25 protein-coding genes are annotated in these 23,476 nt (G+C 72.0%); 15 read left to right on the top strand and 10 right to left on the bottom strand.

Features of this window, described 5'->3' with window-relative positions:
* The first annotated feature begins 2 nt into the window (after positions 1-2).
* The 3 genes from ACQP2F_RS42195 (at position 3) to ACQP2F_RS42185 (ending at position 2,253) form a co-directional block, all read left to right on the top strand.
* Positions 3-767 (top strand): class I SAM-dependent methyltransferase, encoded by a 765-nt coding sequence (locus ACQP2F_RS42195; RefSeq protein ID WP_433297935.1) that lies wholly within the window; start codon positions 3-5, stop codon positions 765-767.
* Between the two features lie 68 nt (positions 768-835).
* On the top strand, positions 836-1,732 hold the full coding sequence (locus ACQP2F_RS42190; RefSeq protein ID WP_433297932.1) for a MerR family transcriptional regulator: 897 nt from the start codon (positions 836-838) through the stop codon (positions 1,730-1,732).
* A complete protein-coding gene (locus ACQP2F_RS42185) occupies positions 1,705-2,253 on the top strand; it encodes an N-acetyltransferase family protein (protein WP_433297930.1) in 549 nt (182 codons plus the stop codon). The genes ACQP2F_RS42190 and ACQP2F_RS42185 overlap by 28 nt, the downstream gene beginning before the upstream one ends.
* 110 nt (positions 2,254-2,363) lie before the next feature.
* On the opposite strand, the gene ACQP2F_RS42180 is transcribed toward ACQP2F_RS42185, so the two are convergent.
* From ACQP2F_RS42180 to ACQP2F_RS42165, 4 genes are all read right to left on the bottom strand, one after another.
* Positions 2,364-3,407 carry a succinate dehydrogenase/fumarate reductase iron-sulfur subunit gene (locus ACQP2F_RS42180; protein WP_433297928.1) on the bottom strand — a complete coding sequence of 348 codons (1,044 nt, stop codon included), beginning with the start codon at positions 3,405-3,407 and terminating at the stop codon, positions 2,364-2,366.
* Positions 3,407-5,329 (bottom strand): fumarate reductase/succinate dehydrogenase flavoprotein subunit, encoded by a 1,923-nt coding sequence (locus tag ACQP2F_RS42175; RefSeq protein WP_433297925.1) that lies wholly within the window; start codon positions 5,327-5,329, stop codon positions 3,407-3,409. The genes ACQP2F_RS42180 and ACQP2F_RS42175 overlap by 1 nt, the downstream gene beginning before the upstream one ends.
* 14 nt (positions 5,330-5,343) lie before the next feature.
* A complete protein-coding gene (locus ACQP2F_RS42170; RefSeq protein WP_433297922.1) occupies positions 5,344-6,150 on the bottom strand; it encodes a hypothetical protein in 807 nt (268 codons plus the stop codon).
* A 210-nt stretch (positions 6,151-6,360) separates the two neighbouring features.
* On the bottom strand, positions 6,361-6,903 hold the full coding sequence (locus ACQP2F_RS42165) for a hypothetical protein (RefSeq protein WP_433297919.1): 543 nt from the start codon (positions 6,901-6,903) through the stop codon (positions 6,361-6,363).
* A gap of 29 nt (positions 6,904-6,932) precedes the next feature.
* Between ACQP2F_RS42165 and ACQP2F_RS42160 the strand changes: the two genes are divergently transcribed.
* Both ACQP2F_RS42160 and ACQP2F_RS42155 read left to right on the top strand, forming a co-directional pair.
* Positions 6,933-7,454 (top strand): pentapeptide repeat-containing protein, encoded by a 522-nt coding sequence (locus ACQP2F_RS42160; protein WP_433297916.1) that lies wholly within the window; start codon positions 6,933-6,935, stop codon positions 7,452-7,454.
* A complete protein-coding gene (locus tag ACQP2F_RS42155) occupies positions 7,427-8,032 on the top strand; it encodes a hypothetical protein (protein ID WP_433297914.1) in 606 nt (201 codons plus the stop codon). The genes ACQP2F_RS42160 and ACQP2F_RS42155 overlap by 28 nt, the downstream gene beginning before the upstream one ends.
* A gap of 4 nt (positions 8,033-8,036) precedes the next feature.
* Here the strand turns inward: ACQP2F_RS42155 and ACQP2F_RS42150 are convergent, their stop codons facing one another.
* From ACQP2F_RS42150 to ACQP2F_RS42135, 4 genes are all read right to left on the bottom strand, one after another.
* A complete protein-coding gene (locus ACQP2F_RS42150; RefSeq protein WP_433297912.1) occupies positions 8,037-9,500 on the bottom strand; it encodes a TldD/PmbA family protein in 1,464 nt (487 codons plus the stop codon).
* Positions 9,497-10,933 carry a TldD/PmbA family protein gene (locus ACQP2F_RS42145; protein WP_433297910.1) on the bottom strand — a complete coding sequence of 479 codons (1,437 nt, stop codon included), beginning with the start codon at positions 10,931-10,933 and terminating at the stop codon, positions 9,497-9,499. The genes ACQP2F_RS42150 and ACQP2F_RS42145 overlap by 4 nt, the downstream gene beginning before the upstream one ends.
* Positions 10,934-10,967: 34 nt before the next feature.
* Positions 10,968-11,522 carry a Uma2 family endonuclease gene (locus tag ACQP2F_RS42140; RefSeq protein WP_433297908.1) on the bottom strand — a complete coding sequence of 185 codons (555 nt, stop codon included), beginning with the start codon at positions 11,520-11,522 and terminating at the stop codon, positions 10,968-10,970.
* 68 nt (positions 11,523-11,590) lie between these two features.
* Positions 11,591-13,381: a prolyl oligopeptidase family serine peptidase gene (locus ACQP2F_RS42135; protein WP_433307839.1), complete on the bottom strand. Its 1,791-nt coding sequence runs from the start codon at positions 13,379-13,381 to the stop codon at positions 11,591-11,593.
* Positions 13,382-13,535: 154 nt separating this feature from the next.
* Here ACQP2F_RS42135 and mshB point away from each other — a divergent pair, with 154 nt between their 5' ends.
* From mshB to ACQP2F_RS42120, 3 genes are all read left to right on the top strand, one after another.
* On the top strand, positions 13,536-14,438 hold the full coding sequence (gene mshB, locus ACQP2F_RS42130) for an N-acetyl-1-D-myo-inositol-2-amino-2-deoxy-alpha-D-glucopyranoside deacetylase (RefSeq protein WP_433297906.1): 903 nt from the start codon (positions 13,536-13,538) through the stop codon (positions 14,436-14,438).
* On the top strand, positions 14,435-14,911 hold the full coding sequence (locus ACQP2F_RS42125) for a hypothetical protein (RefSeq protein ID WP_433297903.1): 477 nt from the start codon (positions 14,435-14,437) through the stop codon (positions 14,909-14,911). The genes mshB and ACQP2F_RS42125 overlap by 4 nt, the downstream gene beginning before the upstream one ends.
* Before the next feature lie 134 nt (positions 14,912-15,045).
* Positions 15,046-15,516, top strand: a complete 471-nt coding sequence (locus tag ACQP2F_RS42120; RefSeq protein ID WP_433297900.1) for a hypothetical protein — start codon at positions 15,046-15,048, stop codon at positions 15,514-15,516.
* Here the strand turns inward: ACQP2F_RS42120 and ACQP2F_RS42115 are convergent.
* Positions 15,513-16,481: a GNAT family N-acetyltransferase gene (locus ACQP2F_RS42115; protein WP_433297897.1), complete on the bottom strand. Its 969-nt coding sequence runs from the start codon at positions 16,479-16,481 to the stop codon at positions 15,513-15,515. The two genes, ACQP2F_RS42120 and ACQP2F_RS42115, sit on opposite strands and share 4 nt — an antisense overlap.
* A gap of 98 nt (positions 16,482-16,579) precedes the next feature.
* Here ACQP2F_RS42115 and fdxA point away from each other — a divergent pair, with 98 nt between their 5' ends.
* The 7 genes from fdxA (at position 16,580) to ACQP2F_RS42080 (ending at position 22,514) form a co-directional block, all read left to right on the top strand.
* Positions 16,580-16,903 (top strand): ferredoxin, encoded by a 324-nt coding sequence (gene fdxA / locus ACQP2F_RS42110; protein WP_263029596.1) that lies wholly within the window; start codon positions 16,580-16,582, stop codon positions 16,901-16,903.
* 17 nt (positions 16,904-16,920) lie between these two features.
* Entirely contained in the window at positions 16,921-17,988 is a 1,068-nt protein-coding gene (dapC, locus tag ACQP2F_RS42105) for a succinyldiaminopimelate transaminase (RefSeq protein ID WP_433297893.1), read from the top strand.
* Between the two features lie 77 nt (positions 17,989-18,065).
* Positions 18,066-18,473, top strand: a complete 408-nt coding sequence (locus ACQP2F_RS42100; protein ID WP_433297890.1) for a hypothetical protein — start codon at positions 18,066-18,068, stop codon at positions 18,471-18,473.
* Positions 18,470-19,987: a hypothetical protein gene (locus tag ACQP2F_RS42095; protein WP_433297888.1), complete on the top strand. Its 1,518-nt coding sequence runs from the start codon at positions 18,470-18,472 to the stop codon at positions 19,985-19,987. The genes ACQP2F_RS42100 and ACQP2F_RS42095 overlap by 4 nt, the downstream gene beginning before the upstream one ends.
* A complete protein-coding gene (locus ACQP2F_RS42090; protein WP_433307837.1) occupies positions 19,987-21,099 on the top strand; it encodes a S8 family peptidase in 1,113 nt (370 codons plus the stop codon). The genes ACQP2F_RS42095 and ACQP2F_RS42090 overlap by 1 nt, the downstream gene beginning before the upstream one ends.
* A 184-nt stretch (positions 21,100-21,283) precedes the next feature.
* Positions 21,284-21,814: a hypothetical protein gene (locus ACQP2F_RS42085; RefSeq protein WP_433297885.1), complete on the top strand. Its 531-nt coding sequence runs from the start codon at positions 21,284-21,286 to the stop codon at positions 21,812-21,814.
* Positions 21,815-21,857: 43 nt separating this feature from the next.
* Entirely contained in the window at positions 21,858-22,514 is a 657-nt protein-coding gene (locus ACQP2F_RS42080) for an SIMPL domain-containing protein (protein WP_433297883.1), read from the top strand.
* On the opposite strand, the gene ACQP2F_RS42075 is transcribed toward ACQP2F_RS42080, so the two are convergent.
* Positions 22,511-23,149, bottom strand: coding sequence for a hypothetical protein (locus ACQP2F_RS42075; protein WP_433297880.1), 639 nt, complete (start codon positions 23,147-23,149; stop codon positions 22,511-22,513). The two genes, ACQP2F_RS42080 and ACQP2F_RS42075, sit on opposite strands and share 4 nt — an antisense overlap.
* Positions 23,150-23,476 lie beyond the last annotated feature (327 nt).

Genomic DNA, 23,476 nt, shown 5'->3' with positions numbered 1-23,476 from the left:
GCATGACGCAGACGCTCGCGGGAGACTTCGACTACGACACCCACGGTCAGGGCTATGCACGGCGCCGTCGCCCCGACCCGCGGATCGCCGCGCTGATCCACTCGGCGCTCGGCGACGCCCGCACGGTGCTCAACGTCGGCGCCGGGGCGGGCTCCTACGAGCCCGACGACCGATACGTGCTGGCGGTCGAGCCGTCGGCCGCCATGCGCGCGCAACGGCCGCCGGGCGCGGCGCCGGCCGTGAACGCGACCGCGGAGCAGTTGCCGTTCGACGACGACGCCTTCGACGCGGTGATGGCGACCGTGACCGTGCACCAGTGGCGCGACACGGCACGCGGACTGACCGAGCTGCGCCGGGTGGCGCGCGGCCCGGTCGTGGTGCTGACCTTCGACGGAGAGGAGTTGGAACGGCTGTGGCTCGCGGCGTATGCACCGGAGCTGATCGCGGCCGAGCGGCGCCGTTACCCGGCGGTGCCGGACATCGCGGCCGCCATCGGGCGGAGCACGGAGGTGATCGAGGTGCCGATTCCGATCGACTGCGTGGACGGCTTCACCGAGGCCTTCTACGCGCGGCCGGAGGAGTTTCTCGATCCGCGGGTACGGGCGGCGCAGTCGGCGTGGAGCTTCGTGTCGGCCGAGGCGACCCGCCGGGCCGTCGAAGACTTGCGGTCCGACCTGGCAACCGGTGAGTGGGAGAGGAGGTACGGCCATTTGCGGGGCCAGTCGGAGTTCCTCGGCTCGCTACGCCTGCTGATCGGCCACCCCTGACGGCCGACCAGCGCGACGGGCGGCACTGCGTTGACCCGTACCCGAGGGTGTGGGTTTATGGTCCCCGCATGCGGGTGGGTGAGCTGGCGCGCCGCACGGGGACGACGGTGCGGGCGCTGCGGTACTACGAGGCGGCCGGGCTTGTGGTGCCCCGGCGGCTGGGGAACGGCTACCGGGAGTATGAGCCGATCGCCGTGCGGCTGGTGCAGCAGATCCGGGAGCTGACGGCGCTCGGGCTCAGCGTCGAGGAGACGCGGCCATTCGTGGAGAGCCTGGCCGACGGGCGGGACGCCGATGTCTGCCCGGCCGCGGTCGCCACCTATCGCAGCGCGATCGACTGGCTTCAGGAGCGGATCGGCAAGCTCACCGCTCAGCGGGACGGGCTGCACGAGCGGCTCGACATCGCGGCCGGCCGGGTGCGACCGCCGGCGCCGGGGCGGGGGAGCGCCGATCCGGGCGAGCTGGTGGGCGCGCGGGTGCCGAGCCTGAGCTTCTACGCGACCGACGGGCAGCCGGTCGACCTCGGCGAGCTCGGGCCGGGGCGCAGCATCGTCTTCGTCTACCCGCTGACCGGCCGGCCGGGCGTCGACCTGCCCGACAGCCTGCTCGAGATCCCGGGCGCCCGCGGTTCGACCGAGCAGGCCTCCTGGTTCCGCGACCACCACGCCGAGCTGCTCGCGGCCGGCGCCGCCCGGGTGTTCGGGCTGTCCGCGCAGTCCACCGGCTATCAGCGCGAGCTCGTGCATCGGCTGCGGTTGCCGTACCCGCTGCTGCCCGATCCCCGCATGACGCTTGCCACCGCGCTCGGCCTGCCCACGTTCGGCGCCGGTGACATGGTTCTCTATCGGCGGCTCACGCTGGTGATCCGGGACGACGTGATCGAGCATGTCTTCCATCCGATCGCCGCTCCCGCGATGCACGCGCTGGAGGTCCTGAGTTGGCTGAGCAAACACCGCCGGACCTGACGGTCCGGGACGCGGCCGAGTCCGACGCCGCCGCCTGCGCCGCGATCTACCGGCCGTTCGTGCTGGACACCGCGGTCAGCTTCGAGCTGGAGCCGCCGACCGAGGCCGAGATGGCCGAGCGCATCCGGGAGGCGTCGGCCAAGCACGCCTGGCTGGTGGCCGAGATCGACGGCGGGGTGGCCGGGTACGCGTACGCCCGCCCCTTCGCCGCCCGGGAGGCCTACCGATGGTCGTGCGAGACCAGCATCTACCTCGCGCCCGCCCGGCGGCGTTCCGGCGTGGGCCGGGCCCTCTACGAGGCGCTCCTGACCCGGTTGGCCGAGCGCGGCTTCCGGGTCGCCGTGGCCAAGATGACCCTGCCCAACCCGGCGAGCGAGGGTCTGCACGCGAAACTGGGCTTCCGGCCGGTCGGCGTGCATCCGCGGATCGGCTTCAAGAACGGCGCGTGGCACGACATCGCCATCGCCCAGAAGGAGCTGGCCCCCACCGACGGGGCCGACCAGCCCGCCGAGCCACGCTGACGGCCGGAAGGCCAGGGCGGTGCCGGTCCGGGCCCAGAACTGACGGGCGGAAAGGCGAACGCGGGCCCAGACCAACGATCGGTCCGGCCCCGCGCTCACGAAACCACTTGCTAGTGGTGCTCCTGCTCGTCGTCCTTGTCGGAGGCGGGGTGGTTGTACACCAGGTGATCGGGATCCAGCGGGAACTCCTGGTCGTCCCCGAACGGTGACGGGCCGCCCTGGTGCGGCATGGCCAGCTCGGCAACGTCCATCTTGCCGTCGGCGCGGATCGGCGGCGCCTCCGGACCGCGGGCGCTGGCGAACGGCGTACCGGCCGCCACGCCGGTGACACCGGTCGACGTGCTGGGCGCCATCGAGCCCTGGCCCGGGCCCGCCGCCGTGAAGGCCGGCTGCTCGTCCAGCTGATCGCGCCGGAAGATCTTGCGACCCAGCCAGACCAGCGGGTCATAGCGACGGTCCACCACGCGCTCCTTCATCGGGATGATCGCGTTGTCAGTGATCTTGATGTGCTCGGGGCAGACCTCGGTGCAGCACTTGGTGATGTTGCAGTAGCCGAGGCCCTGGTGCGCCTGCGCGTACTCCTTGCGGTCGGTGCGCGCATCGAGCGGGTGCATGTCGAGCTCGGCCGCCCGGATGAAGTACCGCGGACCGGAGAACGCGGTCTTGTTCTCCTCGTGGTCGCGCACCACGTGACAGGTGTTCTGGCAGAGGTAGCACTCGATGCACTTGCGGAACTCCTGCGAGCGCTCGACGTCGACCTGCTGCATCCGGTACTCGCCCGGCGCCACTCCCTCCGGCGGCGCGAACGCGGGCGTCTCGCGTGCCTTCTCGTAATTGAAGGAGACGTCGGTGACCAGGTCGCGGATGACCGGGAAGGTCCGCAGCGGCGTGATCGTGACGGTCTCGTCCTCCTCGAAGGTGGACATCCGCGTCATGCACCCCAGCTTGGGCATGCCGTTGATCTCCATCGAGCAGGAGCCGCACTTGCCGGCCTTGCAGTTCCACCGGCAGGCCAGGTCAGGCGTCTGGGTGGCTTGCAGCCGGTGGATGATGTCGAGCACGACCTCGCCGTCGTTGACCTCGACGTCGTAGTCCTGGATCTCGCCGCCGTTCGAGTCGCCGCGCCAGACGCGGAAGTGGCGCTTGGTGCCCATTACTTCGCCTCCGTCTTGCTCGCGCCGGCCAGCGCGTCGAAGTCGGCCAGTTCGTCATCGGTGAGGTACTTCGACAGCTCGGCGCGGTCGAACAGGGAGATCAGCTCTTCGCGCATCTTCGGCAGCGGCTTGCGCTCGAGGTGCACGTCGCCGCTCTTGTCGAGCGAGCAGACCAGGTTGACCTTGCGCCAGTCCGCGCTCATCGACGGGAAGTCCTCGCGGGTGTGGCCGCCGCGCGACTCCTCCCGCTCGAGCGCGGCCTTCGCGGTGCACTCCGAGACGACCAGCATGTTGCGCAGGTCGAGCGCGAGGTGCCAGCCCGGGTTGTACTGCCGGCCGCCGGTCGCGCCGACGTTCGCCACCCGCTGCTTGAGGTCTTGCAGCCGCTTGAGGGCGTCACTGAGCTCGCCGGCGCGGCGGATGATGCCGACCAGGTCACCCATCACGGCCTGAAGATCTTGCTGCAGCGTGTACGGGTTCTCGCCGCTCTGCCGCTGCAACGGCGCCAGGGCCACGTCGACCGCCGATTCGACGTCGGCCGTGGTGACCCTCGGTCGCTTGGTGAGCGCGTCGACGTACGAGGCCGCGTGCTCGCCCGCCCGCTTGCCGAAGACCAGCAGGTCGGAGAGCGAGTTGCCGCCGAGCCGGTTGGAGCCGTGCATGCCGCCGGAGACCTCACCGGCCGCGAAGAGACCCTCGACCCGGCCGAACGCCGCCGCCGTGTCGGGGTCGACCTCGACGCCGCCCATCACGTAGTGACAGGTCGGCCCGACCTCCATCGGCTCCTTGGTGATGTCGACGTCGGCCAGCTCCTTGAACTGGTGGTGCATCGACGGGAGCCGCTTGATGATGGTCTCGGCCGGCATGCGGGTGGAGACGTCCAGGTAGACGCCGCCGGCCGGGGTGCCGCGACCGGCCTTGACCTCGCTGTTGATCGCCCGGGCCACCTCGTCGCGGGGCAGCAGCTCCGGCGGGCGGCGGTTGTTGTCCGGGTCGGTGTACCAGCGGTCGGCCTCCTCCTCGGTGTCCGCGTACTGCTTGCGGAACACGTCGGGGACGTAGTCGAACATGAAGCGCTTGCCCTCGGAGTTGCGCAGCACGCCGCCGTCGCCCCGGACCGACTCGGTGACCAGGATGCCCTTGACGCTGGGCGGCCAGACCATGCCGGTCGGGTGGAACTGGAGAAACTCCATGTTGATCAGCGTCGCGCCGGCGCGCAGGGCCAGCGCGTGGCCGTCGCCCGTGTACTCCCAAGAGTTCGAGGTGACCTTGTAGCTGCGGCCGACGCCGCCGGTCGCCAGGACCACGGCCGGCGCCTCGAACAGGAGGAACTCGCCGGTCTCGCGGTAGTAGCCGAACGCGCCCGCGATCCGGTCGCCGTCGAGCATCAGCTCGGTGATCGTGGTCTCGGCGAAGACCCGGATCTTCGAGTCGTAGCTGCCGGTCTCGGCGAAGTCTTCCTGCTGCAGAGAGACGATCTTCTGCTGCAGGGTGCGGATCAGCTCGAGCCCGGTGCGGTCGCCGACGTGGGCGAGGCGCGGGTACTCGTGGCCGCCGAAGTTCCGCTGCGAGATCTTGCCGTCCTTCGTGCGGTCGAAGAGGGCCCCGTACGTCTCGAGCTCCCAGATGCGCTCGGGCGCCTCCTTGGCGTGCAGCTCGGCCATCCGGAAGTTGTTGAGGAACTTGCCGCCCCGCATGGTGTCCCGGAAGTGCACCATCCAGTTGTCGCGCGAGTTCACGTTGCCCATCGCCGCGGCCGCGCCGCCCTCGGCCATGACCGTGTGGGCCTTGCCGAACAGCGACTTCGAGATGATCGCCGTACGCTTGCCGGCCAGCCGGGCCTCGATCGCCGCGCGCAGGCCGGCGCCGCCGGCGCCGATCACGACGACGTCGTAGTGGTGCCGTTCGATTCGGGTGGTCATCGTCGTCGCTCCTCTCAGCCGATGAACCGCAGGTCGTTCCACCAACCGGCGGAGACGGCCATGACATAGAAGTCGGTGAGTGCGAGCGTGCCGAGCGTGATCCAGGCCAGCATCATGTGCCGCGTGTTGAGCTTGGACACGAAGGTCCAGAACCGGTAGCGCAGCGGGTGCTTCGAGAAGTGCTTGAGCCGGCCGCCCGCGATGTGGCGGCACGAGTGGCAGGACAGCGTGTAGGCCCAGAGCATGACCACGTTGCCGACCAGGATGATGTTGCCCAGCCCGAAGCCGAAACCGCTCGGGCTCTGGAACGCGCGAATGGCGTCCCACGTGTTGATCAGCGAGATGATCCCGGCCGCGTAGAACGCGTACCGATGAATGTTCTGGAAGATCAGCGGGAAGCGCGTCTCACCGGTGTATTTCTGGTGGGCGTCGGGCACGGCGCAGGCCGGCGGCGAGAGCCAGAACGCGCGGTAGTACGCCTTGCGGTAGTAGTAGCAGGTGAGGCGGAACAACAGCAGGAACGGCAGCGTGAAGGCGGCCTCGGGGATGAGCCAGAAGCTCGGCAACGGCGTGCCGAACTCGGCCGACCCCTCCACGCACCGGTCGGTCAGACACGGCGAGTAGAACGGCGTGAGGTAGTGGTAATCCGCGACGTAATACCACTTGTGCATGAAGACGCGGACGGTCGCGTAGATGACCCATGCCGCAAGACCTACGAAGGTGACAAGTGGGGGAAACCACCATCGGTCGGTACGCAACGTCTTCGCCGCGATCGCCGCGCGCGTGCGCCCGGCGCCCGGCTTCGTTGCCGTCGTCGTCATTCGATCTCCTGACGTGCCTGTCATATGACCCGGCTGTTAACGGGCCGGGGAGCCCTTCAGCCGCCATGCGTGCGTGATGTGTGGCACACGTTACGCCGGGGGTCAGACAGTTTGCGGCTCAGGGATGACGTGTATGTCACAAAATTGAGCCCCGCTCGCGACGGCAGGCGTTGCCGGCACTAGTGGATCTTGGTTACGGACCGGTTTCGATCAGAGTTCGGGCGCCGCGAGCCGCCGGATCGGTCCGGCGCAGGACGCCGGGGATAAATCGGTCAGCTCATCGCTCACGGCACGGCCGTCGTCGGTCCGGGGAGCGACGAAGAACGCGGGCGTACGGGATTTGGCCTGCCGATCGAGAGCGTCGGCGTAGACGGTCCGGGCGTCGACCAGCTGCCGCCAGGCGTCCTCGTCTCGCTGGGTGTCCAGCTGGTCCACGTAGATCCGCAGGGCGGCGTTCTCGTCCCGGATGGCCGTCGCCCGCCCCGACGGCGTGGCGGTCGAGCCCGGCGGGATCAGCTTGTTGAGCCGCCGTTCGAGGTCGAGGCAGTTGGTGTCGCGCACCTGCCGGGAGTCACGGGCGACCGCGACCCGGTCCCGCACCCCGTCGATCCGGTTGACCACGGAGAGCGCCCCCGCGCAGAGCGCGATGACGACGATCGCCGCGCCCACGCAGACGGCCGCCACGAACCACCGCCGGCGCCGGCGTTGGTGCTCGTCGAGGGGCCCGCTCGAGGCCGGCCCGAGGCTGAACATCCGCCGCCGTCCACCGCTCGTCCGGCCGCTTGCACCGCTGCCGCTTGCACCGCTGCCGCTTGCACCGCTGCCGCTTGCACCGCTGCCGCTTGCACCGCTGCCGCTTGCACCGCTGCCGCTTGCACCGCTGCCGCTTGCACCGCTGCCGCTTGCACCGCTGCCGCTTGCACCGCTGCCGCTTGCACCGCTGCCGCTTGCACCGCTGCCGCTTGCACCGCTGCCGCTTGCACCGCTGCCGCTTGCACCGCTGCCGCTTGCACCGCTGCCGCTTGCACCGCTGCCGCTTGCACCGCTGCCGCTTGCACCGCTGCCGCTTGCACCGCTGCCGCTTGCACCGCTGCCGCTTGCACCGCTGCCGCTTGCACCGCTGCCGCTTGCACCGCTGCCGCTTGCACCGCTGCCGCTTGCACCGCTGCCGCTCGCACCGCTGCCGCTCGCACCGCTGCCGCTCGCAGTGCCCGCCCCGCCGGATGAATCGGATTTGTCCGGCGAGGTGGCAGGTGAGGGAGGAGCGGCAGCGCTGGTGGAGGGTGAGGCCGCGGCGCTGGTAAAGCGCGAGGCGGTGGCGCCGGCAGAGGGTGAGGCAGCGGCACCGGCGGAGGGTGAGGCAGCCGCGCCGGCGGAGGGCCAGGCGGTCGCGTCGGCGGAGGGCCAGGCGGACTGTAAGGCGGTGGCGTCGCCGGACGGCGAGGTGGCGTTGGAGGGCGAGGCGGCGGCGCTGGCCGAGGGCGAGGAGGCGGCGCCGGCGGAGCGTGAGGCCGCGGCGCCGGTGGAGGGCGATGAGGTGCTGGGGCGCCGAGCGGATGTGGCGGACGGCGGGAACGAAGCGGAGTGGGCGGGCTCGTCCGGGTCGTCGGAGGAGAACGTGCCGCCGGTGGCCCACGCCGCCGGGCCGCCTCGGCCGGGGGCGTCAGCCGCGCCCGCTGCGCCCGTTGCGCCTGCGGCGCCCGTTGCGCCTGCCGCGGCCGCCGGTGGGCCGGTCACCGGGTCGTCGGCGCGGTCGCGTCGGTCCCGGCCGGTGGGGAGCCGGCTGGTCGGGACGTCGTCGTCGTCCGGGTCGCGTGGCGTGTCGCTCACCGGCTCAGTCAAACACGCCGGTCAATGCGCGCACGCCGCGCGAAACCGATGAGCGGTCAGCCGGAGGCGTTGCCGGTCAGGTTCCAGGACGCCAGGTGCAAGGCGGGGGCCGCGTAGCGGACGCCGCCCCAGCTGTCGGGCAGCAGGACCGACTCGCTGCCGATGCCGTGGACCATGCCGATGCCCAGGGCCTGCGGGTACGACTGGGTGAAGCGCATGTTGCCGACCGCGGCGGTGATCTGGCCGTCCTCCACCAGCCAGACGCCGTTCCGGGTCAGGCCGGTGATCACCAGGCTCTTCGGGTCGAGGACCCGGGTGTACCAGAGGTCGGTGATGAGCAGGCCGCGCTCCATGCGGGCGACCAGCGGGCGGGCCGACTCGGCGACGGGGTCGTCGAGGGTGGCCGGCGGGACCGGCGGCTCGGTCGCGGCCGGTGCGGCCTCCAGGCGCAGGTGGGTCGGGACCGGGCCCCAGGTGCGGGACAGGTCCCACGCGTGGCCGGTCGACTCGGCGCCGGCCTCGGCCGCGGTGCGGCGGTCGTGGGCGACCGCCTTGGTGACGCCGTCGCGGACCAGCACCAGCGTCTCGCGTGGCGTGCCCTCGCCGTCGAAGGGCAGGTCGGGGGCGGGCTCGCCGCGGCTGCCGAGCGGATCGTCCACGATGGTCACGGACGGGTCGAACTGCTCGGCTCCGAGCTCGGCGAACGACTGGCGCTGGGTGTACATGCGACCGTTGAAACCGAACATCATGAAGTTGCCCAGCAGGTCGGCGACCGCCTCCGGCTCGAGCACCACCTCGTAGCGGCCGGGCGGCAGCTCGATCGGGCGCTCGCCGGCCCGGGCCTTGGCCGCGGCCCGGGCGCCCAGGCGCGCGCCGTCGAGGGCGGCCAGGCGGCCACTGGCCAGGCGGGCCACGCCGTCGGCGCCGTTGTGCCGGGCGATGCCGTCCATCGCCGCCTCGGCCGCGCGGCCCTCGACCGCCTGGCCGGCGCTGTTCGCGAAGGCCGCGGACAGGTAGATCGTGCGGCAGTAGCCGGCCGTCTCGAGGCCGCCGGCCGCGCGCACGAAGTCGCGGACCCGCTCGGCCCGCTCGGCCGGGGTGGCGCGCGCCGTCGCCTCGTCGAAGCCGAAGTCGAGGCCCGAGCGGTCGCCGGAGCCGTGATGGGCCGCCGACTGGTGCAGCGGCGACGGCGGGGTGAGGCCCGGCCAGGACGCGTCGGCGGGACTGAGCCGGACCGCGTCGACGGTGCGGTCGACCAGGGCCCGCAACCCGTCGGCGCCGGTGATCGTGGTCGAGCCCGCGGCGGTGCGCCCGTCGAGATGCATCCGCAGGCGGACGGTGGTGGTCGCGTCGGCCACGTTCTGATGGATGGCCGAGTTGGCGAACCGGGTCAGCGCCTCGGCCTTGTGCTGCACGTTGACCTCGGCCTCGGCGGCCGGCCCCACGGTCGAGCGCACCAGCTCGACCACGCGGGCGGCCAGCTCGAGCTCGGCCCCGCTCCGGATGATTTCGGCGCTCATCCGCGCACCCCCACTCGTACGTCGGTGAAGCGAGCCGGCGCCGCCGGATGGCCGGTGTGACCCACCTGGCCCGGCTGCCCCTTGCCGCAGTTGGGTGTGCCCCAGGCGATGGTCTCGGAGGAGAGCATGTCCATCGACTGCCAGAACCGCGGGCCGATGCCGGTGTAGGTCGGGTTGCGCAGCAGACGGCCGCGCTTGCCGTTCTTGATCTCGTAGCCGAGCTCGCAGCCGAACTGGAAGTTGAGCCGGCGGTCGTCGATCGACCAGGAGCGGTTGGTCTCCATGTAGACGCCGTCGTCAGTGGCCGCGATGATCTCGTCGAGCGTGTGCGGCCCGGGCTCGAGACCCACGTTGGTCATGCGGACCATCGGCAGCCGCGCCCAGCCGTCGGACCGGACGCTGCCGGCGTAGTCGAGGCCGGCGACCGCGGCCGAGTCGCGCCCGGCGAGCACGCCGACCCAGATGCCGTCGCGGACCGCGTCGCGCTTGGTGGCCGGGGTGCCCTCGTCGTCGTAGCCGAAGCTGCCCAGCGCGCCCGGGATGCCGGGGTCGATGGTGATGTTCATGAGGTCGGAGCCGTAGCGCAGCGAGCCGAGCTTGGCCAGGTCGAGCCAGCTGGTGCCGGCGAAGGCAGCCTCCCACCCGAGGATGCGGTCGAGCTCGATGGCGTGCCCCACGGACTCGTGGATCTGCAGGGCGAGCTGCTCGCCGCCGAGGATCAGCGTGGTCTCGCCGGCCGGGCAGAGCGGCGCGGTGACCAGGGCCCGGGCCTCCTCCGCCATCCGCGGCGCGTTGCCGACCAGGTCGAGCTCGTCGACCAGCTCCCAGCCGCGGGTGCCGTGCTGCCCGCCGTAGGACGGCCAGGACCGGCGCTGCACCTCGCCGTCGCCGATCACGCTGGCGGTCACGCCCGCGCCGCACTCGCGGATGTGCTGGTCGATGCGGTGGCCCTCGCTGGAGACGAACCACTTGCGCGTGTCCCAGATCTGGTAGAGCGCCTCGGAGATGTCGGCGCCCGCCTCCTTGGCCGCCAGGGTCGCCCGGACCAGCAGGTCGCCCTTGGTGGACAGCGGGACGCTCAGCGGGTCGATCACGCAGTCGCTGGCCCAGCTCGCCTCGCCGGCGCCGGCCGGCACCAGCTCGATCGGCGGTCCCGCAACGGTGGCGCTGGCCGCGGCGATCTGCGCGGCGCGGCGACCGGCCGCGCGGGCGGCGGCCTCGGAGAGGTCGGGAACGGCGTAGAAACCCCAACTCGAACCCACCAGCGCCCGTACGCCGAGGCCGGCGCTCTCGTCGGAGCTCAGATCCTCGACATCCCCGTCGCGGGCGGTCATCGACTCGGTGCGGCGCACCATGACCCGTGCGTCGGCGTAACGCGCCCCGGCCTCCAGGGCGGCCTGCACCGCCGCGGTCGCCTCATCGAAGTGGTTCATGCAACCGACCCTAGGGGACCGGTACGACAAAAAATCAGGCCGGCGGCAGCAACTCGGCCAGATCGATGGACGCGACGACTGGCTCGGTCAGTCGGAGGACATCGCCGGGCTCGCATGCGGTCTGCTCGACGTATCTGCCGTCCTCGAGGCGATAGAGCCGCAGGGCGCGCGCCTTGGTGTCGATCACGAGATACCAGGGGATGTTGGCGTCCGCGTAGTAGTGCATCTTCAGCACCTTGTCGGTGGACGCGTTGGACGGCGAGGTGATCTCGCAAACGAAGCGGACGTCAGAGGCGTCGATGACCAACTCGTCGAGATCGATCGCCGTCGCGATGACCACGTCGGGAATCGGGATCCGGCTGGGACCGACCCGAAGGTTCACCGCCTCCAGTACCTGGAGACCTGCACTCTCCGCCCCGGCGTCCAGAGCGTTGGCGAGAGTGCGTGAGATTTTCTGATGGCGAGGGGTGGGTCCCGGGCTCACGTGGAGGCTCCCGTCGAAGAGCTCTATGCGCTCAGGCGTTTCGCCGATATCGAGGAACTCGGCCTCGGACAGCGGCCGCCCGTCGCTGAAGATGGCAGTGGTCATGGCGTCTCCCATGCGATCGAGGTCAGACTCTCTCACAAAGACTAGTCTCATGCCATCTCTCCTAGCGACTACCCGATCGGCTGCTCCCGCAGGAAGGCTAACTCCTCGGCGAGCGAGGCGGACGGGGTCGAGTCGACGCCGGGGAGGGTGGCGCCGACCAGCAGCAGCGGGCGGGAGCGGTCGGACTGGGCGGCGGCCTCGGCCAGGCTGTGGTGGGCGTAGACGTCGGCGGAGTCGGCGCGGTCGCCCAGGTAGCGGTCGGCGAACGGGGCCGGCAGGTCGTACCAGTCGACGACCGGCTCGCGGGCCACGGCGCGGTGGAAGACGTCCGGGCGGCGCAGCACCGCCATCGCCGCCAGCCAGCCGCCCAGGCCCGAGCCGCGCACCGAGACCGAGCCCAGGTCCAGGTCGGGATGCTTGCCCACCAGCGCGTGCAGCGCGTCGACCTGGTCGGTCAGCGCCACGTCGACGAGGCGGCGATGGACCACCTTCTCGAAGCTCGGCGCGACTCCGGGCGTACCCCGGCCGTCGACGCTGACCACCGCGAAGCCGCCGTCGGCCCACCATTGCCGTTCCTGCCACGCCGCCGGGTCGGTCACCACCTGCTGATGCCCGGGGCCCTCGCCCAGGGTGAGCAGCACCGGGATCTTGGCGCCGCCGACGAAGCCGGCCGGATAGAGCACCGCGGTGGGCAGGCGGCGATCGGTGACGCGTTCCAGGATCGGCGCCGGGTGGTAGGGCAGCGGCGCCGCGAGGTTGCGCAGCGTGGCGACGCGGGCGTCGCCGCGCCACACGGTGCCGTCGAGGACCAGGACGTCGGCGGCGGCCTCGGCGCGATGCCAGCCGGGGGCCGAGCTGATCTCGCGCGCTTCGGCGCCACCTCCACCCAGGGAGGTACGCACCCGGTAGACCGCCTGGGCCGAAGGGTCACCCTCGGTTCCCTCCACCACGAGATCGGGCGCACCCGCCGGGGCATCGGCCCGCGGCAGCGTCCCGACCACCCGCCGCACATAGAGGCCGGGCGGCGTGAGCAGGCTTCCGTCCGCGAACAGGCAGCGCGCGTCGAAGCCGTCGTGCGCCAGCTCCCCGCCGACCAGCACCCGGCCGTCGGGCAGGTGCCGCGGCGTCCCGGCCACCGGCTCCACCCAGCGGGCGTCCGCGAGCTCGGCGTGCACCTGGGTCTCGCCGGTGCGCGGGTCGATCGCGAGCACCAGCCCGTGCTGCTGCATCCGGCGCAGGACGGTGATCAGCGGGCCGCCGCCGTCCGCCCACCGCACGTTCACCACGTACGGGTACGTCTCCCGGTCCCAGTGCACGTCGACCCAGCCCTCGTCGAGGTCGAGCAGGTGCAGGCTGGTCGCCCCGGCGGTACGGGTGGCCAGGATCTGGGTGCCGTCCGGCGACCACCACCAGCCGCGCCGCCGGCCGAACCGGACCGCGGCCGGGTCGGGCACGCCCCACGAGATCAGGCCGCCGTGCTCCCGCCACGCCGTCCCCGGCTCGCCGGCCAGCAGGCGGTCACCGCCGGGCCCGGCCACCCGCAGCGCCGCCGAGCCGCCGGCCGTGCTGACGTAGCCGATGTGCCGGCCGATCGGGTCCGGGCGCGGATCGAGGACCGGCGTCGGCGTGTGCAGCTCGGTCACGCCGCCGGCGACCAGGTCGGCACGGAACAGACGGCCCTCGCGGGCGAAGGCGGCGGTGCGGGCGTCACGGTCCACGGCGTACGCGGGAATCGGTCCTTCCGCGATCTTCGTCTCGGCGCCGGTGGCCACGGTGAGGGTCCAGAGCGCGGCCGCCGGGTCCGCGGGGCCGCCCGAGCGCAGGAAGACCACCCGGCCGCCGTCGGACCCGATCGTCACGGCGTGCGGCGCGCCGTAGCGGAAGTGACCGGTGCGGGCGGCGAGTCCGGGGTAGTCCACCCGGACAGCATCGCTGATCAACGCGGTTCCCCGGGGCGCAAACTCGCAGCCGGGTGGCAAAAGGGCACGCGCCGCCCCGCGTAGAGTTGCGCGCGTGACAGACGCCCTGCCCGCACGCCGCCTGCTGCTGGTGCACGCCCATCCGGACGACGAGGTCACCGGCACCGGCGCGACCATGGCCCACTACGCCGCCTCCGGCGCGCACGTGACGCTCGTGACCTGCACGCTCGGCGAGGAAGGCGAGATCCACGTGCCCGAGCTCGCCCAGCTCGAGGCGAAGCAGGCCGACCAGCTCGGCGGCTACCGGCTGACCGAGCTCGACCGGGCGTGCGCGGCCCTCGGCGTCACCGACCACCGGATCCTCGGCGGTGCGGGGCGCTACCGCGACTCGGGCATGATGGGGCTGCCGACCAACGAGCATCCGCGGGCGTTCTGGGGCGCCGACCTGGACGAGGCGGCGGGCTACCTGCTGGAGATCATTCGCGAGATCCGGCCGCAGGTCATGATCACGTACGACGAGAACGGCTTCTACGGTCATCCGGACCACATCCAGGCCCATCGGGTGGCCATGCGGGCGGCCGAGCTGGCCGGTCCCGACGGCCCCGAGAAGATCTACTGGACCGCGATGCCGCTGAGCGTCCTGCGCGACGGCATGGAGGCGTTCCGCGAGCTCGACGACAACCCGTTCGCCGACGTGGAAAGGGTCGAGGACCTGCCGTTCGGGCACACCGACGAGGAGATCGCGGCCCGGCTCGACGGCACCGACCACTACCAGAAGAAGGTCGCGGCGATGCGCGCGCACGCGACCCAGATCCCCGACAACTCGTGGCTCTACGGCATCGCCGGCGACTTCGGCGGCGAGTTCATGGGCGTGGAGTACTTCCTGCTCGCCAAGGGCGAGCGCGGTCCCGGCGACGGGCCGCACAACTGGGAGAGCGACCTGTTCGCCGGCCTCGCCGTCGACGAGCCGGTCAGAGCGGACGCGGCCGCGAGATGACGCAGCAGGAGGCCCCGGTCGAGACGCCGGCCGAGACGCCGGCCGGAAATGGCTGGGAGCCGGTCGTCCGGGCCGGCGGGGTGATCGTCGCGGTGGCCGCGGCGGTCGTGACCGGCGTGCTGGAGCTGCTGCTCACCACCCTGCGCTGGGGCGACCTCGGCACGATCTGGCGTGGTGACGCGATCGGCTCCGGCGGCGGCCCGGTGGTCGGGCTGTCGATCCTGCTCGCGGTGGTGGCGAACTGGGCCATCGCCTGGTTCGCGGTCAGCACCACCGGGCGGCGCTGGGCGCTGGGCCCGCCGTGGGCGCTCTGGACGCTGATGATGCTGTTCGCCGCCGGGGTGCGCACGCACGAGGGCGACTACCTGCTCGGCGGCGAGGACTGGGTCGCGCTGGTGATGATCCTGGCCGGCAGCCTGACCTTCGCCGTCTACTCGTACCGCATGATCCTCAAGCGCATTCCCCGCGATTAGCAGCAGACTCCCAGCCTTCCCCCAGGGACGCGTGGCGCGTCATCCGCAAAGATGGCCGTCGGGTCCAGCGCCGGACGTTCACCCGGCGTTAGGATCCCGACCCACCATCGTCAAGCGTCCCCGGGGAGGACGAAATGAGGCAGCAGCGCTGGTTCGCGCCCGCGGCGCTGGCGGTCGGGCTGTTCGCGATCAACGTCGTGGCCCGGCTGGTCATCCGCCTCGGCTTCGACGGCGACGACTCGGCCGAGAGCCGCGCGACGATCATCATGTTCGGCGTGATCGGCCTGACCCTCGCCGTCTGGACCTTCCTTGCCAGCCAGCGCAAACGCCCGAGCGACTGGCTGCTGCCCGACCTCGTGTTCGGCGCCGCCGGCGGCATGCTGCTGACCGTCCTGGTCGGACCGTTCATCAGCGGCGGCCAGCCGTTCAAGGGCGGCGCCGGCGACTTCTTCTCGCAGATCTGGCTCTACGCCGGGTTCGCCATCGTCGGCACGCTGCTCGGCTACTGGCTCGCCGTGATGCTCGGCCGCGACTACCGCTCCCGCTCGCTGAAGGCCTACACGGAGAGGCGGGCCGCCAAGCCGCGCAGGGTCGTCCGGCGCTAGGGAGCGAGCGGCGCCTCGCGGGTCAGATAGGTGTGGTGGGTGCTGAAGCCGATCCGGCCGTAGAGCGCGACCGCGGCCGCGTTCCGCTCCTCGACCTGCAGGTAGGCGCGGCTGCTGCCGCGCTGTGCCGCCCACTGGGCCAGCCCGCGCATCACCTGCTGGGCGATGCCGCGCCGGCGGGCCGCGGGCGCGGTCTGCAGCAGCGAGACGCCGAGCCACCGGTCCGGTCCGGTCACCGCGCCGCGGGCCACCGCGATCAGCTCGCCGCCGGCGTCCCGGACGTGGGCGAAGGCCAGCTCGGGCACACCGGTGAGGATGCGTGGTGCGGCCGGCGGCAGGGCGCCCTTGTGCTCGGCGACCATCTCGTACCACTCGTCACCGGGCGCGTCGGCGAGATCGACCGGCGGCAGGTCACCGCGGGCCGGCACCCCGGCCAGCAGGGCGGCGATCGGGGCGGTCTGCACCAGGGTCAGTGGCCGGGCGGTCCAGCCGCGGTCGTCGAGGGCGGCGTTGACCGGGGCGGCCAGCGGCATGGGCGCGTTGATCAGCGGTTGCTGGCCATGTGCCGCATACCACTCGATCACCGCGTCGATGGCGGCCTCCAGCGTACGGTCGGGGTCGCCCACGGCCAGGGCCGAGTTGGCCCGGCCCGTCCAGTTCCCGGCCGCGCGCAATATCCATCCGCCCAGGCGGCCCTGGATCGGTGCGGGCCAGGCGTCGTTGGCCGCCAGCTCGAGCGCGATCACGTCGGCGGCCGGCGGGCGACGAGCGGCCGGTACGCGTTTGGCCCGGTGCACCTCGCCCAGCGGCACCCGCAGCGTGCCCTTGGCGGTGGCGATCGTGAGATCCGTCTCGGTGAGGTCGACCAGCTCCCCGAGGGCATCCGAATACAGTGTGCGTTCCTGCGATACGCCTACAATCCGGCGTACCACCACCCGGTGTCCCACATCCTGCCGACGGAGCACGTGTCACCTCCTCCGGCGGAGATACTAGGCTCTGCAACTGTCGCCGGCGGTTCCACGTCGTAGAGGATCGCTGAGCGTGGCTTTGGAGGGAAAGACCCGTGACCTACATCATCGCTGAGCCCTGCGTCGATGTGCTCGACAAGGCATGCATCGAGGAATGCCCGGTCGACTGCATCTATGAGGGCAACCGGATGCTCTACATCCACCCCGATGAGTGTGTGGACTGCGGGGCGTGTGAGCCGGTCTGCCCGGTCGAGGCGATCTTCTACGAGGACGACGTGCCCGACCAGTGGAAGGACTACACGAACGCGAACTACGAGTTCTTCGAGGACCTGGGCTCGCCCGGCGGCGCCGCCAAGAAGGGCAAGATCGACAAGGACGCGGCGTTCGTGGCCGCGCAGCCGCCCCGGGGCGACCACTGAGCGCTCTCGCGTCGGCCTTGCCGGATTTCCCCTGGGACCTGCTGGAGCCGGCGAAGGCGAAAGCCGCCGCGCATCCCGGCGGCATCGTCGACCTGTCGATCGGCACGCCCGTCGACCCGGTCCCGGAGCTGATCCGGAAGGCGCTCGCGGACGCGTCGGACGCGCCGGGCTACCCGCTCACCGCGGGCACCCCGGCGCTCCGTGCCGCGATCGCCGGCTGGCTCGCCCGCGCCTGCAACGCGTCCGGTGACCTCGGCGTGCTGCCCACGATCGGCTCCAAGGAGCTGGTCGCCTGGCTGCCCACGCTGCTCGGCGTACGCCCCGGCGACGTCGTGGCGATCCCGTCGGTCTGCTACCCGACGTACGAGGTGGGCGGCCTGCTCGCCGGCGCGACCGTGGTCCGCGGCGACTCGCTGACCGCGCTCGGCCCGGGTCCGGTCAAGCTGCTCTGGATCAACTCGCCGTCCAACCCGACCGGCAAGGTGCTCCCGGCCGAGCACCTGCGCAAGGTCGTCGACTGGGCGCGCGAGCGGGACGTGATCGTGGTCAGCGACGAGTGCTACCTGGCGCTCGGCTGGGAGACCCGGCCGGTCTCGGTGCTCGACGACGCCGTCACCGGCGGCGACTACACCGGGGTGCTGGCCGTCCACTCGCTCTCGAAGCGGTCGAACCTGGCCGGCTACCGCGCCGGTTTCGTCGGCGGCGACCCGGCGCTGGTCGCCGGGCTGCTCGCGGTCCGCAAGCACGGCGGCATGATCGTGCCGGCGCCGGTGCAGGCCGCCATGGTCGCCGCCCTCGGCGACGAGACCCACGTCGACCGGCAGCGTGAGATCTACGGCGCCCGCCGGGACATCTTGCGTACCGCTTTGGTCAAGGCGGGCTTCGAGATCACACACTCCGAGGCCGGGCTCTACCTGTGGGCGAGCCGCGGCGAGGACTGCTGGACGACCGTCGACGCGCTCGCCGAGAAGGGCATTCTCGCAGCTCCCGGTGCCTTCTACGGCCCCGCGGCGCGGCAGCACGTACGCATCGCACTGACGGCGAGCGACGAGCGTGTCGCCGCGGCGGCGGCCCGCCTCACCTGAGACCGGGGTTTCGTCATGTCGACGCCCATCGTTACCCTCGGGGCGATGCAGGATGACGACGCTGCGGGGAGGCGGTCGTGGCTGACGGGGTGCGCGTCGAGACCGACGGGCTGAACAAGTTCTCCAACCAGGTGCAGAACGACACGAGCGCGACGCTCGACGCGGGTTACTCGCGGGCGAGCGTCGATCTTTCGCAGGGCGTGACGTTCGGGGCCGCGAACGCGAGCGGCGGCGTGCACGCTGCCAAGCAGCGGTACGTGGACGCGCTCATCGCCCATACCAATAACGTGCACGCCTACATGGATGCGGCGCGGATCCTGGCCGACGCGGCGGCCAAGGTCGCCGCGGCCGTCCAGGAGACCGACGGGCGGGCCGGCAAGCGGGCCGACGAGGTGCGCGGGCTGATGGCGCAGGCGGTGACGGATGCCCGGAAGCGGCAGGCCGAGATCGACGGCCGCCCGTACGGAGGGAACAGGGCGGTATGAGCGACCCGGTGCTGACCAGCAGCTGGTGCACGAACTGGGGTGCGTACAACACGCCCCGGCTCTGGTCGATGGTGATGGACGAGGACGAGAACGCCGGCCGTGACCAGGTGAGCGCCTGGCGCACGCTGGCCGGCTCGGTGCGCAGCCAGCGCCAGGCGCTGCTGACCGCCCGCGCCGACCTGGTGGCCGCCTGGCCCCCGGAGGAGAACGCGTCGTCGGCGGCCTTCGTCAACGAGCTCGACATCTTGATCGGCAAGCTGGACGCGGCGTCGGCCGACGCCGACTCGACCGGCAGCGGCCTCGACAACATCGTGACCGCGATCCAGACCGCGAAGACGACGATCAAGCCGCTCTGGGAGAAGTACAAGGACAAGAGCGACGACTGGGTCCCCAACTGGTGGGACCACGCCGAGGACGACATCGACAAGGAAGCCCGCAACGCGATGATCACCGCGGAGCGGGCGGTCGAGGACTCGGTGGCCCAGCTCAAGGTCCCCGAGCCGTACTCGCTGAAGATCGACGGTGGGAGCATCGACGAGGAACCGGGCAGCGGCGAGAAGCCGACCGGCGGCGGTGGCCGGACCGGCGGCTCCACCTCGCGCGGGATCACCGCAGAGGTGCCGCACAACCCGCCCCCGCACCTGCCCGGCCACGACGCCACGCTGCCCGATGGCAACCAGGGCGGCAGCGTGGACGGCCCCGGTGATCTCGGCGGCGGCAGCGGCGGTGGTGGTGGCATCGGTGGTGGCGGCGCCGGCGGCGTGGGCAGCATCGGCGGCGGCGGAAGCGTCTCCGGCGGTAGCGGCCCCGACCTGGCCGGCGTGATCACGCCGGGACAGCCGCCCTCTCCCGGCGGACCGGGCGGCACCCTTCCCACGACCGGCATCGGTGGTGGCGGCGGCACGCTGCCCGCTCCCGGTATCGGTGGCGGCGGCGGTGGCGGCGGGTACGTGCCCGGCCTGTTGCCGAGCGGCGGCGGCGCGCCGATCCCGGCCGGCGGCGGCCGGGCCGGTGGGATCCGCCCGGGCGGCCGGCTCGGCGGAACCATCGGCGAGCCCGGCGCGGCCGGCGGTCGGGGCGGCGGCATACCGATGGGCGCGGGCGGCGGTGGCGTCGGCGGGCGTGGTGGCGGCGTAGGTGGCCGCGGCGTAGGTGGCGGCCGCGGTGGCCGGCTCGGCGGCGGTATCGGCGAGCCCGGCGGTGGCCGCGGCGTTCGCGGCGGCGTCGGTGCGGCCGGCGAGGGCGTCGGCGGGCGGGGTGGCGCGGGCGGTCGCGGCGCCAAGCCGGCCCGGCCCCCGTGGCTGCCCGACGACGAGGTCGGCCCCAACCGCAACAACCCCGGTATGACCGGGATGCCGGGCCGCGGCGGCCGGCGCGCGGGCGGTAGCGAGGACGAGTACGACTTCGACCCGGACAACCCGTGGGAGGTCGCCGAGGGCGTGGACCCGGTGATCGCCCCGTCGTCCGACAACCCCCGGCACGACCCGGGGCCGAACGTGATCGGTTGGCGGTAGTGATCCGATCCCTGCGGACGGGCGGCGCGGCACTCGGCGCCGCCCTTCTCGTGGCCCTGCTGCCGGGCACGCCGGCCCGGGCCGACGCCCAGCGGGCGGCACAGTGGTATTTCGGCCCGATGAAGCTCGCCGAGGCCCAGGAACTGGGCAAGGGCGGGGAAGGCGTGATCGTCGCGGTGCTCGACAGCGGCGTCGACAAAAGCCACCAGGACCTGCGCGGCGCGACTGTGCCCGGGTGGAACACGGCCCGCAAGGCCCCGGACGACAACCTCGACACCTGGCCGCACGGCACCGGCATCGCGACCCTGATCGCGGGTCGGGGCCACGGCAGCGGCGACGGCCTGCTCGGCGTTGCCCCGCGCAGCAAGGTGATGTCGGTCAGCCCGACCGAGGACCCGGGGGTCGCGGCCGACGGGATCCGCTGGGCGATCGAGCACGGCGCCAAGGTCATCAACATGTCGTTCACGATCGGCCACGGCGACGACATCATGCAGAAGGCGGTCAACGAGGCGGCCGCCGCCGATGTGGTGCTGGTCGCCGGATCGGGCAATGACCCCGGGCCGGTCCAGATGCCGGCCAAGCTGAACAACGTGCTCGCGGTCGGCGCGGTGGATCGGAACAACAAGGTCGCCGACTTCTCCGCTTATGGGCCGGAACTCGACCTCGTCGCCTACGGCACGCAAATGACCGTCGCCCGGCCGCGCAACAAATACGCACTGGCCCAGGGCACCAGCGACTCGACCGCGCTCGTGTCGGGCGTCGCCGCCCTGATGAGAGCCAAATATCCGGACATGTCGGCGGCGGAGGTCGTCGACCGGCTCACCCGCACGGCGGTCGACCGGGGTCCGAAGGGGCGCGACGACAAGTACGGCTACGGCCAGCTCGACGCCATCGCCGCCCTGACCGCCCCGCGCACCCCACCGAGCGCGACGGCGACCACCAAGCCGGCCGACACCGACGTCAACGCCCAGGGACCGCCGGCGGCCGCACCGGAAAGCGAGGACACCGGGCTGCCGGCCTGGCTGTTCCTGGTTGTCGTCGCCGGGCTGCTGGTGCTCGTCGTCGGTCTCGTCGTGTTCCTCGTGGTGAGGCTCCGCCGCCGAACCTCCTGATCGAGCTCCACCGGGATTGGCACGAACGGGCGCATTCGCGGGGTCGAATGCGCACACCACCGTGCGTTACTCTCAGTGCCGCTCAGATCTGGGGGGATCGACGGTGCATTCATCCGTCCAAGCGGACCGGAGCGACGACGCGCGCGTGGGGGACGTGCGCCGATTCGTGACCGAAGTAGAGAGAATGGCGATCCGGCTCGACCGGATCACCGGCCCCGACCGCACCGGCACGGCGTTTGCCGTGGTCGACGCCGTGGGCCGGTTTCTGGATATCAGCCTGCTGCCGGTTTGGCCGGCGTCGCTGGGGCCGGCGCGGGTGGCCGCCGGCTTGCTCGAGGCGTTGGAGACGGCCCGGCTCAAGGCGGCGCTGGTGCCGCTGATTTTGCGCCGAGTGGGTCACTTTCCGTCACCGATAGTGGCGGAGGAACTGTCCGGTCCGCTGCCGCCGGTCGACGACGGCGGCTTCCTCGACGCCGCCCGCGGCCGGATCGCGGAGGCCTACCGGCTGATCGACGACGCCGACGACCGGCTGCGCGAGCGGCAGGCGGAGCGCGTGATCGCCGGGCCGCGCGGCCTGTTCCGGCTGCGGGTGCGGGGCAGCCGGATCCAGCGGGCCGAGGTCGCGGCCGGCCTGACCGCGGCCGACACCGATCGGCTGGTGGCCGACGCCCGCGAGGCGCTGACCGAGCTGACCCGGCTGCGATGGGAGATGTGACGGCGCATGGCCATCGGCGGCCATGATGGCCTAGTTTCGAGCCATGCAGCCGACGATTCTGGTACGCGGCGAGGCGATCCGCGAGGTGCCGTCCGAGCTGGCCGTCTTCAACGCCTCGGTGTCCGTCCGAGATCGGGACAAGGACGCGGTGCTGGCCCGGCTCACCGAGAGCTCGGCGGTGCTGCGCGCGCTGCTGGACGGCTACGGCGAGGCCGTCGAGCGCCGCGAGACCGGCGGCGTCCAGGTCTATCCCGACTTCAAGCGCGCGGGCGAGCGGCCCGCGGCGTACGTCGGGAACATCGACACCTCGGTGACCGTGAGCGACTTCGAGGTTCTCGGCGAGATGCTGCCGCGGCTCGCCGCCGCCCGGGACGTCTCGATCACCGGCCCCTGGTGGCAGCTGCGCCGCGGCAGCAAGGCCGGCGCCGAGGTGCGCAAGGCCGCGATCACCGACGCGCTCGACCGGGCCCGGGAGTACGCGTCGGCCGTCGGCAGCCGCGTCGACCAGCTCGTCGAGATCTCCGACGAGGTCGCCGGCGGTGGTGGCGGCATCGTGCCGATCGCCGCGCGGGCCATGGCTTACGACGGGCGGGAGAGCGCGCCGGTCTTCCAGCTCGACCCGCAGCGCCAGACCATCCAGGCGACCGTGCTGGTGCGGGTGACGATCACCGAGCCCGATCTGAGCGAGCAGACGGTCTAGCCTTCCGAGGTCGGGTTGCGGCCGACGCCCGACGCCTGCACCGGCACGGTGAAGATCGCGCCGCTGCAGGAGCCGTTCGCGTCCGGGTTCATGCTCAATGCGTCGGTGAGCGTGAACGCGCCGATCGTGTTGCGCGGCACCTCCCACGACACCGCGAAACGCTCGCGGGTCAGGCGCACCCGGGTGTCCTTGCACCCGCGTTCGCGATGCTCGGTGTCGGCCACGATGTTGCCGGCGCCGGGGGTGACCGAGGTGATCCGGATCGGGTAGTCGAAGTCGTTGGTGACCGTCACCGTGAGGTTGCCGACCTGGCCCGGGAACAGCGGATGGTTGAGGTCGGAGCGGGCCCGCAGCGCCAGGTCCACCGACGAGCCGGCGTTCCAGTGCCCGGTCTCGGACCCGGTGATCCGCCAGTAGGCGTAGGCGGCGCCGGCGTTCACCACCACCGCCGCGGCCGCCGCGACCGAGAGGATCGCCCGGGTGCGTCCGTCCAGCCGGCGGCGTCGCGCGTCGCCGGGATGGCGGACCTCCCAGGTCGGTTCCTCGTGATCGGACGGGCGCAGCTCGATGTGCCCGGTCCGCTCCCGTTTCGCGGTGGTGTCGCGTCGCCGGGTGAGCGAGTCGAGCCTGATCACGAGCGCGCCTCAAATCCTTCGGCGGCGAGCCGTCTGCCGAGCGTTCGCATGCGGGCGCGTTCCTCCTCAAGGACCGTAGAAACTGTGTATTCAACGTTCCCCGACGACGCCGGGTCGTGTGATCGGCATTCCGTCCGCCGTTGTGCACGCATATATCGCACAGGAGCGACTGTCCGGCTTAACCCCATGGGGTGATGCCCAAAGGTCGACGAATCCCCTGGTCGTGGCCGGTTCGGTTCTCATGTTCCGGTGCGTGCCGAGAAATGCAAGCAGAACCGCTCGGCCTAATCCGTACGCGCTCAAGAAATAGATCGAGCCCCCGGCGCT

Source organism: Actinoplanes sp. CA-030573 (assembly GCF_050951115.1).
GTDB lineage: Bacteria > Actinomycetota > Actinomycetes > Mycobacteriales > Micromonosporaceae > Actinoplanes.
The sequence above is the reverse complement of the archived record's forward strand: the minus strand, read 5'-3'. Positions and strand labels throughout refer to the sequence as shown.